17 protein-coding genes are annotated in these 11,545 nt (G+C 41.8%); 7 read left to right on the top strand and 10 right to left on the bottom strand.

Annotated elements, in window-relative coordinates:
- The 3 genes from CSV68_RS09310 to mnhG are packed head-to-tail and all read left to right on the top strand — an operon-like array spanning window position 1 to window position 1,128.
- Window positions 1-483 (top strand): Na+/H+ antiporter subunit E, encoded by a 483-nt coding sequence (locus CSV68_RS09310; RefSeq protein ID WP_099634499.1) that lies wholly within the window; start codon window positions 1-3, stop codon window positions 481-483.
- On the top strand, window positions 480-761 hold the full coding sequence (locus CSV68_RS09305) for a Na(+)/H(+) antiporter subunit F1 (RefSeq protein WP_099634500.1): 282 nt from the start codon (window positions 480-482) through the stop codon (window positions 759-761). The genes CSV68_RS09310 and CSV68_RS09305 overlap by 4 nt, the downstream gene beginning before the upstream one ends.
- The gene (gene mnhG / locus CSV68_RS09300) at window positions 745-1,128 is read left to right on the top strand and encodes a monovalent cation/H(+) antiporter subunit G (RefSeq protein ID WP_099634501.1); all 384 of its coding nucleotides are present in this window, start codon (window positions 745-747) and stop codon (window positions 1,126-1,128) included. Before CSV68_RS09305 ends, mnhG begins: the two co-directional genes overlap by 17 nt.
- Window positions 1,129-1,146: 18 nt before the next feature.
- Here mnhG and CSV68_RS09295 read toward each other — a convergent pair whose 3' ends face one another.
- Both CSV68_RS09295 and CSV68_RS09290 read right to left on the bottom strand, forming a co-directional pair.
- The gene (locus tag CSV68_RS09295) at window positions 1,147-1,389 is read right to left on the bottom strand and encodes a hypothetical protein (protein ID WP_099634502.1); all 243 of its coding nucleotides are present in this window, start codon (window positions 1,387-1,389) and stop codon (window positions 1,147-1,149) included.
- Between the two features lie 70 nt (window positions 1,390-1,459).
- Window positions 1,460-2,974: a leucyl aminopeptidase gene (locus tag CSV68_RS09290; RefSeq protein ID WP_099661980.1), complete on the bottom strand. Its 1,515-nt coding sequence runs from the start codon at window positions 2,972-2,974 to the stop codon at window positions 1,460-1,462.
- A gap of 157 nt (window positions 2,975-3,131) precedes the next feature.
- Between CSV68_RS09290 and CSV68_RS09285 the strand changes: the two genes are divergently transcribed.
- Window positions 3,132-3,608 carry a divergent PAP2 family protein gene (locus CSV68_RS09285; protein WP_099634504.1) on the top strand — a complete coding sequence of 159 codons (477 nt, stop codon included), beginning with the start codon at window positions 3,132-3,134 and terminating at the stop codon, window positions 3,606-3,608.
- 235 nt (window positions 3,609-3,843) lie between these two features.
- Here CSV68_RS09285 and CSV68_RS09280 read toward each other — a convergent pair whose 3' ends face one another.
- The 3 genes from CSV68_RS09280 to CSV68_RS09270 form a co-directional block, all read right to left on the bottom strand.
- Window positions 3,844-4,170 (bottom strand): YuiB family protein, encoded by a 327-nt coding sequence (locus CSV68_RS09280; protein WP_099634505.1) that lies wholly within the window; start codon window positions 4,168-4,170, stop codon window positions 3,844-3,846.
- Window positions 4,171-4,387: 217 nt separating this feature from the next.
- The gene (locus CSV68_RS09275; protein ID WP_099634506.1) at window positions 4,388-5,605 is read right to left on the bottom strand and encodes an NAD(P)/FAD-dependent oxidoreductase; all 1,218 of its coding nucleotides are present in this window, start codon (window positions 5,603-5,605) and stop codon (window positions 4,388-4,390) included.
- 236 nt (window positions 5,606-5,841) lie between these two features.
- Window positions 5,842-6,207 (bottom strand): HesB/IscA family protein, encoded by a 366-nt coding sequence (locus CSV68_RS09270; protein ID WP_099634507.1) that lies wholly within the window; start codon window positions 6,205-6,207, stop codon window positions 5,842-5,844.
- Window positions 6,208-6,327: 120 nt separating this feature from the next.
- Between CSV68_RS09270 and CSV68_RS09265 the strand changes: the two genes are divergently transcribed.
- On the top strand, window positions 6,328-7,032 hold the full coding sequence (locus CSV68_RS09265) for a DUF2225 domain-containing protein (protein WP_199175023.1): 705 nt from the start codon (window positions 6,328-6,330) through the stop codon (window positions 7,030-7,032).
- A 60-nt stretch (window positions 7,033-7,092) separates the two neighbouring features.
- Here the strand turns inward: CSV68_RS09265 and CSV68_RS09260 are convergent, their stop codons facing one another.
- Window positions 7,093-7,332, bottom strand: a complete 240-nt coding sequence (locus tag CSV68_RS09260; RefSeq protein WP_085131439.1) for a NifU family protein — start codon at window positions 7,330-7,332, stop codon at window positions 7,093-7,095.
- An 83-nt stretch (window positions 7,333-7,415) separates the two neighbouring features.
- Here CSV68_RS09260 and CSV68_RS09255 point away from each other — a divergent pair, with 83 nt between their 5' ends.
- On the top strand, window positions 7,416-7,742 hold the full coding sequence (locus CSV68_RS09255) for a YuzD family protein (protein WP_099634508.1): 327 nt from the start codon (window positions 7,416-7,418) through the stop codon (window positions 7,740-7,742).
- A 144-nt stretch (window positions 7,743-7,886) separates the two neighbouring features.
- Here CSV68_RS09255 and CSV68_RS09250 read toward each other — a convergent pair whose 3' ends face one another.
- Window positions 7,887-8,954: an NAD(P)/FAD-dependent oxidoreductase gene (locus CSV68_RS09250; protein WP_099634509.1), complete on the bottom strand. Its 1,068-nt coding sequence runs from the start codon at window positions 8,952-8,954 to the stop codon at window positions 7,887-7,889.
- Window positions 8,955-9,092: 138 nt separating this feature from the next.
- Here CSV68_RS09250 and CSV68_RS09245 point away from each other — a divergent pair, with 138 nt between their 5' ends.
- Entirely contained in the window at window positions 9,093-9,329 is a 237-nt protein-coding gene (locus tag CSV68_RS09245; protein ID WP_083032962.1) for a YuzB family protein, read from the top strand.
- A 546-nt stretch (window positions 9,330-9,875) separates the two neighbouring features.
- Here CSV68_RS09245 and CSV68_RS09240 read toward each other — a convergent pair.
- From CSV68_RS09240 to CSV68_RS09230, 3 genes are all read right to left on the bottom strand, one after another.
- Window positions 9,876-10,643 (bottom strand): TIGR01457 family HAD-type hydrolase, encoded by a 768-nt coding sequence (locus CSV68_RS09240; RefSeq protein WP_368665178.1) that lies wholly within the window; start codon window positions 10,641-10,643, stop codon window positions 9,876-9,878.
- Complete coding sequence (locus tag CSV68_RS09235) at window positions 10,640-11,086, bottom strand: DUF86 domain-containing protein (RefSeq protein ID WP_099634510.1); 447 nt, start codon at window positions 11,084-11,086, stop codon at window positions 10,640-10,642. The genes CSV68_RS09240 and CSV68_RS09235 overlap by 4 nt, the downstream gene beginning before the upstream one ends.
- 97 nt (window positions 11,087-11,183) lie before the next feature.
- Window positions 11,184-11,537: a YutD family protein gene (locus tag CSV68_RS09230; RefSeq protein WP_233190444.1), complete on the bottom strand. Its 354-nt coding sequence runs from the start codon at window positions 11,535-11,537 to the stop codon at window positions 11,184-11,186.
- Window positions 11,538-11,545 lie beyond the last annotated feature (8 nt).

The raw sequence follows: 11,545 nt of genomic DNA, 5'->3' as shown, positions 1-11,545 counted from the left end.
ATGGCTTTTCAGATACTATTAAATTTCTTCATTGCAGTCGTTTGGATGTTCATGTCAAGTTCATTGACACCTTCTACGTTCATCATAGGATATCTTATCGGGCTGTTGATGATCATCATGACACGCCGCTATTTCAGTGGACGCTTGTACATATGGCGAATCTGGTCTGCAGTAAAATTAACAGCGATTTTCCTAAAAGAGCTCATCTTGTCGAATATTTCCGTGTTGCTACTAGTGATCAAACCGGATCTGTCGACTATGCAGCCGATGTTCTTCGCTATGCCAACTGAACTTGAAAAAGATTGGGAAATCACATTGTTATCTAGTTTAATTACGTTAACGCCTGGTACGGTCGTCGTTCATGTATCAGATGATCAGCGAACTTTGTATATCCATGCGATTGATGTAGACGACGTGGATGAAGCAATCGATTCTATAAAAAACACATTCGAGAAAGCCATTATGGAGGTGAGCCGAGGATGAACTTGTTTTATTCCGTCTGTCTCGTGCTAGTCATCCTGTCTATGCTCGGATTACTATATCGTGTATGGAAGGGTCCTTCCGTGCCGGATCGTCTAGTCGCGCTCGATGCGATTGGCGTCATGCTCATATCAGCAATCGCGCTGCTTTCCATCTTGTTCGATACACCGTTCTTCATCGATGCGATTCTATTGATCGCCATTATGTCGTTTATCGGCACAGTGTCCTTCTCCAAATTCATTGAGAGAGGAGAGATCATCGAACGTGGACCTAATCGCTGACATTATTATTGTGTTACTCGTTACGGTGGGGATCATTTTCACGATCGTCACAGTCATTGGTATCTTGCGGCTTCCGGATGTCTACACACGGGCACACGCTGCTTCAAAGAGCGCTACGCTAGGGGTTATGAGTTTACTGCTTGGTGTATTCCTTCACTTTTGGTGGAATGAAGGCCATTTCAGTGTGGCGCTGTTGCTCGGTATCGTCTTCTTGTTCATCACTTCTCCGATTGGCGGTCATTTAATGACACGTGCTGCTTATATGTCGGGTGTACAGCCTACCGAATTAACGGTTGGGGATGATCTAAAAGAAGCTGTCAAAGAACAACGTAAAGAATCAGATAAAAACACGCCGGATGACGAATAGTCATCACGGCGTGTTTTTTTAATAGTACGGGTAATATGGATAATACGGTTGTGGATAGTATGGATAGCTGTTGTAGTAAGGTGGGTAGTATCCACCACCGTAGCCGTAACCTGGAGAAATTGCATTACCTAAAAATCCGCCCACTAATCCACCTAAGAAAGGTCCTCCGAATCCGCCGAAGCCACCAAAGCCACCTCCATAACCGCCACCATGGTGACCATGACCACGTCCACCGTATCCACCTCTATAATTTCTTGTCATCCAAGCTCCCCCTTTCCCTTTATCCTATGACAGACCGGAAAGAAGGAGTGGGGAAAGCGCCTATCTCGAATTATTCTTGTTCTTCTGATTCAGCCGCCAAGCGCTCTACGAAGGTCGCCAATGTACGGACCATCACGCCAGTTGCACCTTTAGGGCCGAGCACATGTGGACTAGCCGCGTCAGACGTACCGGCAATATCTAAATGAATCCACGGTGTATCTCCGACAAACTCTCCGACGAAGCCGCCTCCGAAGATCATATGGCCATCTCGTCCCGGTGAGTTGTTTAAATCTGCGACATCACTTTTTCGAATCCGTTTACGATCGCTTTCAGTTAACGGCATTTGCCAAATGAATTCCCCTGTTTCATCCGCGGCTTCCTGGAATTTATTATAGAATGCGTCATTATTCGTTAGTGCACCTGTTTTATCATTTCCGAGCGCCACAATGACACCACCTGTTAGCGTGGCCACATCAATCAAATACTCAGCGCCCGCTTGCTTCGCATAGGTCACTGCATCAGCCAGTACTAAACGTCCTTCTGCATCTGTATTCAACACTTCTATCGTCTTACCGCTTAATGATGTGATGACATCGTCCGGCTTGAATGCTTCACCGGAAATCATGTTATCGGATGAAGCAATGACTGCAAGAACATTTTTCTTCGGTCGTGACTCCCCTATGATTGCCATAGCACCGAGAACAGCCGCTGCGCCACCCATATCCCCTTTCATTCCGACCATACCGTCTTTAGGCTTCAATGAATAGCCACCTGTGTCATACGTGATCCCTTTACCGACTAGACCGACGACATCTTCCCACTGTTCGGTCGCTTGGTACTTCAGCACAATGAGTTTCGGTTCTTCTACTGAACCTTGATTGACCGCAAGAATTGCTCCCATACCAAGCTCTTCCATTTCTGCTTTACCAAGAATATCAATTTCCAAGTCATAGCTTTCCGCTAATTCTCGTGCGTACTCCGCCATCTTAGTTGGCGTCAATAAGTTAGGTGGTACATTGACTAGCGTCCTAGCTTCGTTCACTGCATATGCAGAGATCATGCCGACCTCTCCTGCAGCAATGATACTTTCTTCATCTCCTGGCGCGAAGAATGTAACAGTAGTTAGTGGGACATCCACTTCATTGGATGAAGTCTGGAATCCCTCATACGTATAGGAGCCCATTCCGATACCCTCAGAGGCCAAGAACGCAACGTCCTCACTATCAATCTCTTCATTACAGAACGGCGCTGTCCAGACCCCTACAGAGCGTATACGGTCTTTGTGTAGTTGTTTACCTACCTCAGCGAATAATTCGCGCAATGGCTGTTCTGTCAGCCGCTTCTGATTGCCTACGCCGACAAAGTACACACGGTCGTAACTTTGCGTTGATAACGCAGGCATTTTAGTAATCGCCTTGAACTTCTGTTGAACGTCGTGTGATTTGATCCAATCTGGTAATGAAGGATGGAAAGATTTAACGAACGTATCAAAGCCTTCTACGTTCTCTGGATGATCTGGTATTCCTACAATAAGTACTTCTACTTCTTTCTGATCAATTGCGGATGCTGTGTCTACGTTTATCATGTGTTGTTCCTCCCCTTTTCTTTACGCGTTCCCCATACTAGTATAGACTAGTCAGATTAGCACTTCCAACTACAAATAATTGTTGGTTACATAACGAGTAGATCCAGATTATGTTATACTGAGTGCAAAACTACTGACAATAAAGGAGTGGAATCTCTTGGCTATTTTTGAAAACATACCGCTCCTCGCAGCGCTATTCGCCATCTTTTTTGCCCAATTTGTGAAAATTCCTATTCATTTTTTATTAACACGTAAACTCGATTTCGGACTCATGACTTCCACAGGTGGCATGCCCAGTTCTCACTCAGCAGCAGTCACTGCGCTTACAACTTCCATCGCATTCGAAGCTGGACTGGATTCACCATTATTCGCCATATCCGCCATATTCGCGGTCATTGTCATGTTCGACGCAACCGGCATTCGCTACCAAGCCGGACAACAAGCCTTAATCATCAACCAAATGCGTTCCGACTTCCAAATGTTCGTCAGCGATTTAAAGGATTGGCCAAAGAAAGACAACGACGCTAAAATTCAGGAACTTAAAACCCTCCTCGGCCACAAACCAAACGAAGTATTCTTTGGAGCTTTAACAGGTATTCTCATCTCGATCCTTACGTATACGGTTATATTATAACGTTATCAAACCTACTACGACGCTTGCGTATGGCTCTCGCAGGTGTGAGAGAATCTTTCCCGGATCACTAAGAATGGTAGAACAATCTAGGTGAACGGGTTTGGCACGTAGGACAACAGTGCCAATACCTCCCCAACCTTTCACGTAATAGTAAAAAGCAAAAAAAACGGAACTGTCACAAGATGTCGTAATTTACGACTTCCTGTCCAGCTCCGTTTTTTCATGTCAACACGTATCAGAACATCTGATAGCCCATCTTGCGTAAAACCTTCATTACGAAACCTGCGATAATCGCTCCGACCATACCACTCGCCAAAATCACGATATCGACAGCATGAAGCGACATAAGATTCGCTCCTAGCTCACTAAAAGCAAAGCCAGGCTTTGTAAAGTACTGATACATCGGCACATCATCAATAATAAAAATCACGATAATCGGATAAATAATAGCCATAAGCCACGTCATACGTAACAGCATATTTAATAAAAAGCCGATACCGAAAAACATAACAATAAATATCAAGATCGATAGCATTACTTGTGCTATGGATATAGTTTGCATGCTTGCTAACCTCCAGTTCATCACTTCCACATTTTACAGGATGATGCGACGGCTTTCAATAGAATGAGACAGTATACACAGAACGTTCTTTTCAGATGTCATGAATTCTTAAAATCTGACAGACGATTTCCTCTACTTCGACGGCTTTCACGGTTGACTTGTTGTCTATTTTGTTGCACATAAAAAGCACTCACAAGAGCGAGTGCTTTTTTATAAATCATTTTAGAACGTTAAATTTACCTTTTTTAATCGTTAGTCCAAGACCACCGATCATGAATAGTGCACGATTATCGATCATTTTCTTCATGAATGACGCTTTCGTACCTGTCACTTTTTTATCGAATACTACACCAATTGCATCAGAATCGCCTAAAGAACAAACGCTACCTTTTAAATCGGGTACGAATTCTCTAGTTGGGTTTCCTTTCATCAACGCAATGATATTGTTAGCAATCATCTCACCTTGTTGCATAGCAATTTGTGCAGTGGGTGGGTATGGACGATTGATTGCTTCGTTGATCATCAATGCACAGTCACCTACTACAAATACATCGTCGTATCCTGGCGCACGCATATCTTTTTCAACTTTAACACGGGCACGCATGTTTTCTATACCTGATTCTTCGATCAAGTGGTTACCGCGAACACCGGCAGCCCATACCACCGTACCCGCTTTGATGAATTCAAACTCATCTTCGCCTTTTTTAATCTTCACACCTTCAGGAGTTGCTTCTACAACCGGTGTACCGATAGAGAATTCTACACCTTTAGTGCCCAATTGACGCACTGCGTATTCCACAAGTTCCGGATCGAAACCAGGCAATACCATTGGCGCTGCTTCTACACATAGAATGCGAACCTTTTTGGCTGGCACATCATATTCCTTACATAATTCAGGTACACGGTTTCCTAGTTCACCTAGATACTCAATTCCTGTGAAACCTGCTCCACCTACAATGATAGTCAAACGGCTATCGTCTTTTACTTCTTCAGTAGACCATGTAGCGAATTGATATTCCATGTGATCACGAATTTGACGAGCTGCATTCACATTGGCAATCGACAATGCGTACTTGTCCAAACCTGGGATTCCAAAAGTTTCCCCTTCGAAACCAAGGCCGATTACTAGGTAATCATATGTGTGTGAACCGAGATTCGTTTTTACATTTTTAGTCGCAACATCGATGCCCGTAACTTCTGCTTCGATGAACTTTACTTTATTACTATTGATTACACTTGAAATATCATAGCGAACTTGTTCTGGGGATAATGTTCCAGCTGCCGCTTCATGCAACCAAGTAGATTCATAGTGATAGTCATTTTTGTTAATCAGCACGATATCTGCTTCATCTGCACCTAATGACTTTTGTAAATTTACAACAGTCATCAAACCGCCGTAACCTGCACCCAATACTAAGATTGTTGGTCTTTTCACGTAAATCGAACCACCTTTTAGTTTCTTAAACGCCGAGTACGTGTAAAATCAGTCTTACTTGGTTTTGCAGTGCCGGCATTTAGTTTGATATGAATAGAATCTTACTTTCATTACTAATAGTAGACCTTTTGAGCACGCATTTCAACAGAATTATTATTGTGCGAATAATCAATTTAGACTAGTAATTTGCCTTTTCTATAATTTCATCAAATCCTGCTCGACTTAGATGTTTAAATTCAATCACAATCTGCAGGAGCGCCAGCTTTTTTAGCTGTTCTAAATGAAGTACCACAACCACAATTCGCAATCGCATTTGGATTGTCGATCGTGAATCCGCCACCCATTAACGACTCTTTATAATCCACTTTTGTACCTACGAGAATAGCTGCATCCTCTTCTTTCACAACTACAGGAACTCCATGAGCTGTATAAGAAATATCATCATCTTCTTTTACTTGGGCAAAACCAAGACCGTATGTTAATCCGCTGCAACCTCCGCCATTAACGGAAACGCGCAAGAAAGATCCTTCTTCCTCGTTATTCGTCATCATTTTCTTCACGTGAAATGCTGCTGCTTCTGTAATCTCTACTGTATTCGTCATTAATATCACTCACTTTCCACGTTTTCTTTTTATCATATCAATCTCTTTCATCACAATGCAAACAAATAGTCCCCCTACTAGGTCTATTTTAATGTATAATAAGACTCAGGAAAGAAAGGAATGATACTAGTGGAAATCAGCCCCTATTACGAGAAAAAGATGCAATGTTTACTGTGTAAAGAGCCTTTCCCTACTACTAAAATTCGTTCTCGCCAAGTAAGTGTAATTGACCATGATAGCGATTTTAGACCTATTTATATAGACAAGGAAGTTAATCCTATTTTTTATAATGTTGCGGTTTGTCCGCATTGCGGTTTTGCATTCACTGATGATTTCGCACCGTATTTTGCGCCAAGCACAAAAGAGTTGATCGCCAAAAATATAACGGCCAAATGGCATAGTCGCTCATTTGGTGGTGTACGGACGAAAGAGCAAGCAGTTGAAGCCTATAAATTAGCGTATTTAAATGCCCACTTTAAAAAAGAAAAGCATTTAACGATGGCTGGGATGATGTTGCGTATAGCTTGGATTTACCGTAATGATGAAAACCGTCAGAAAGAAATGCGTTATCTAGAAATCTCTCGTGATCTGTACATAAGAGCATTTTCTGAGGGTGATTATATCGGAACACAAATGTCCGAAACCCGTGTGCAATATATTATTGCCGAGTTATCCTGGCGCATCCAGGACCGTGCAGAAGCCATTCGAAACTTCTCACGTGTAATTGAAACGCAAAAAAGATCGACTGAACCTACCATCATCCAGATGGCTAAAGATCGATGGCAAGAAATCCGTGATGAACAAACTGCTCATAAAACTAGCTGAATAATGAAAACCGTGCAAAGAAGATCATACTTCATTTGCACGGCTTTTTATTTAATGAAATTAAAAAACCTGTTCTACTTCTACTACGCCTGGTACTTCTTCAAGTAATGCACGTTCAATACCAGCTTTTAATGTAATCGTCGAACTAGGGCAAGTTCCGCATGCTCCTAAAAGGCGCAACTTCACTATTCCTTCATCAATATCCACTAGTTCGCAGTCCCCTCCGTCTCGCAAGAGGAATGGGCGCAATTTATCTAGCACTTCTTTTACCGGCTCATATAATTTAATATCTGTTGTCATTGTAATCACACTCTCCTTTCCTTATACTTATTATAAACTGCCAAGCAGAAAAAATCCAATAATGAATCGGAGGTTTGATTAATATGTCACAATCCCCAGTAACAATTGAAGTATATGGAGCAGAAATCATCTGTGCAAGTTGTGTCAATGCACCTTCTTCCAAAGATACGTATGAATGGCTCCAAGCGGCAATATCCAGAAAGTACCCTGAACAACCGTTTACTATTACGTATATTGATATCGAGCAAGAAGTAAAAGAATCACGACAGCAGGAAATCGTCGAGAAAATTCGTGAAGACGAGTATTTTTATCCACTCGTTATGATTAATGATGAAATGATTGGCGAAGGCCATATTCAACTGAAGCCTGTTTTCAATGCTTTAGAAACGCATGGCTATCACGCAGGATAAATTGATAATTTGATGGATTAATTGAGAACAATACATTCACTTAAGCGGTCGTTACATGTTGAACCGACCGTTTTTTTTGTATCCAGACCAAAACAAATTACAGCCAAAAAAGCCACTTCATTGAAGTGACTTGTACATAGTATATTACCCATTATGCCATTTATACATCCATAGCAAGCCGGATTTCATTAGACGGGCGATTCTTCCTGTAACGGTACGATCCGCCAAGTACGCAAACCCTTGTTTCTTCCCTAATGAACCCATGAAACCTTTTAGTTTTAGCTCTGGCATTTCAAGCATCAGTGGCTCACCTTTCCAAGTCGAGCGCAATACTTGAACGATTTGCTCCCCTTGAACTTCTGCCAACTGTGCGCTTGGTGCGTGTGGAAGCGCAGCAATATCGCCGACAACATACACGTTTCGGTAATTAGGGACTTGGTGATATTGATTGAGTACGATACGGCCTGAACGGTCTTTCTGAATGACCAAATCATCCACGACCTTACCTGGTTTAATACCAGCTGTCCAAACCACTGCATCTACATCAATTGTATCTTCATGGTTATATAGAATATGTTCGCCAACTTTAGTAATGTTGGAATTCGCAACGACTTCTACTTCGTTCTGATCAAACCAACCTTTTACGAAGTTACTCAATCGTTCAGGAAAGTCACGCAATATACGCGGGCTACGATCGAATAATTTGATTTTCAAATCTGGACGACTTTCACGTAACTCACTCGCTAATTCGATACCGCTAAGCCCAGCACCAACGATTCCTACTGTTGCGCCATCACCTAATCCTAGTAACGTCTGATACGTCCTGCGGGATTTGCCGATTGTTTGGATACTTAGCGTATGTTCAGCCGCTCCAGGTACGTTGTGGTAGTTATCTTCACTACCTAGCCCGATGACTAATTCGTCATATGCAAGTGCTTGACCGTCTGCCAACAACACTTCTTTTTCTTCAAGTTTAATTTCTTGAATCTCGCCTTCTACCACTTTCAATTGGTCATGAACAGGGATTGCTACACGTACATCGGAATCAGAAACTGTTCCTGCTGCCAGTGCATAAAATTCTGTTTTCAAACTATGAAATAGGGTTCTATCGACAAGTGTAATTTCAATATCGCTTGGTAATTCTTTATTTAGCAAACGCAATAAAATTCTCATGTTACCATAGCCGGCACCTAGTAAAAGTAATTTTCTCATAATGCTCTCCTTCTATGTCAATTTTCTCGTGCATCTCATTTGTTATTATAGCAGTTTGTGATAACTTTCACAATATGTCATGTTCATTGACGATTTTGTAAAAAAAGAGTACCATTTCTAGTAGGCGAGGTGAGAAAGATGAATCCCATCGTGGAGTTTTGTATGAGTAATTTGGCAAATGGTGCCTACCCCGTATTCGAAACGTTGGAACGTGATCCAAACATCGACGTACTGGAATACGGCTGCTTGAGCTATTGTACGAAATGTAGTGATACGTTGTACGCAATTGTGAATGGTGAACTTGTCGAAGCGGATACTGCCGATGAATTGACAAAGGAAATTTATCAGTTTATTGAAGATAATCCACTTTTTTAATAAAATAAATTATACAGGATGTCTTAGAAGCTACCACGCTTTTAGGACATCCTTTTTCGAATGGGATTAAAGTGAAATCTGTTTATATTTGCAGAAGTAAGGTAATCACTGAGTACAAAAGGATTGAAGCCCCATCTGGAGACGCTTTCCTGAGGACTGGCTTACTCAAGGCAATCTATGAAAGAACATGCTCCTAACGTTTCTCTTTTACTCGCAAAAGCCGTCCTTAGTAGGATTCTCAAATCATTTACTGTGGTTAGTGTGTTACGTATCTTTGTAGTTAAATATGTTCAAGTTCAAATGCACAAACTGTTCACAATCCCCTATTCAAAGCACAACAGAAAGTATCATCCACTTACATTGCAAGGATTGGCGCGTAGGAGGGCGACTCCTAGAGGATCAGCTCACCGCGAACCCATAAAACACGCGTCCCCTCCGAAGCGTCAATCCCCATCCCAACAGCCCTATTCCCTTACAACTATCTTATAACATTAAAAAAAGCTATCTAAGAAGCCGTAGCATCACGGCTTCCTAGATAGCTCCATATTACTTCAGCCAATCCGCAAGCGAATTCAGCAAATAAGTGGGTTGCTGCGTCTTCTTCAGTACTTCATCCATAGGCGTGACCCCTGTTGCGACATACGCCGTATCTATACCATAGCGAATCCCCGCCATAATATCCGTATCGTAATTATCGCCAATCAGAATCATATCTTCTTTCTCGTACATCCCTTGCTGGCGAATGAACTCCAGCATATACGGCTCTGGCTTTCCTACAATGAGCGGCTTTGTATCTGTGGCTGCTTCCATCAACGTCAGGAAAGAACCGTTAGCTGGTACTAGTCCCTTTTCAGTCGGGAATTTGATGTCTTGATTGGTGCCTAAAAAATGAGCACCGTTACGTATCGCCAAACAAGCATCCGCAAGTTTATCGTATGTAATCTGACGATCAAGTCCCATTAAAACGACATCCGGATTCGTCGTCGTGATGTGGATGTTTTCAAGTTCCAGTGCTTCACGTAATCCCTCTTCACCAATCATCATGACGTTTGCACCTTCATAATGCTGTTTGCAATACCGAGCCAGCGTCGTGGCCGAATTCATAATGAAGTCGGTTTCTGTATTCACACCAAAACCTGCGAGTTTCTTCTGTTGAGCAGTACGCGTCAGAGCAGCATTATTCGTAATGAAATACGTTCCCTTCCCCTGTGCTTGGCACGCTGCAACAAAATCTACAGCCTCTTGGATTGGTTCACTACCGCGATACATCGTGCCGTCCAAATCGAAGCAATAGGCTTTATATGGTCTCATCATTCTGTTGGAAGAAACGCCGAAACTGGACCTAATTCATTCGTCAAGTAGTCTCGAACTTGTCCTGGGAATTGTTGTAGTTCATCAAGTGTCTCGCGGATAGATCGTGCTACTTTATCTGAATCGACTTCCACAAATTGGCGCACAATCATTGGACGTAATGAAATGAATGCTTTTAATGGGATAGCTTGTTCAGATTGAATGACTTTTTCATCTTCAAGAATATCGATAATATCATCGTAACTTCCAGGATCACGCATGATGAATCCGTCAATCATAGAATTACCTACGTCAATGATTCCTTCAATCAAGCCATGTGCAATTCGCTCTAAAGCAAGTTTATTTACATCGCTTTGTAGCCAGTTCGTTTCCTTTTCAAATATATCGATTAACTGCTCCATATACACTAACGTTTTATTAATTTGATTTTGATCTACAAAATACATAATGTTCTTCCTCCTCATATACTTCATACGTCTATCTTACCATATTTATTGTAAAACGAATGAAAGCTCCGAGCAAATTTGCTCGAAGCTTTCATTTTTATTGCTCCACTTTTGGTGTAGATGCCGTTTCAGGTTGTACTTCCTCTACAACTTCCACTTCCGTTAGTTCCGGTTTTACTTTTCCGATCTTTTTCAAGATGAAATACGCACAACCAAAATTACAGTATTCATAAATATAATCTTGAACGGTACTGATTTTTGTTTCATATGTGGATTTGGAATTACGATCTTCGAAAAAGCCTTTTAATCGTAATTGACCATATCCCCAGTCACCCAAAATAAAATCATACTTTAACAGTACTTCGCTAAAGCGTTCATTCAAGGCTTCTTCATCGAACCCATCGCGAAACTCTTCTGCAATCTCATATTGCATATTTTCTAAAATAACCATTCTCTGCT

The sequence above is a fragment of the Sporosarcina sp. P29 genome, assembly GCF_002743265.1.
In the GTDB taxonomy this organism is placed as follows: Bacteria; Bacillota; Bacilli; order Bacillales_A; family Planococcaceae; genus Sporosarcina.
The sequence above is the reverse complement of the archived record's forward strand: the minus strand, read 5'-3'. Positions and strand labels throughout refer to the sequence as shown.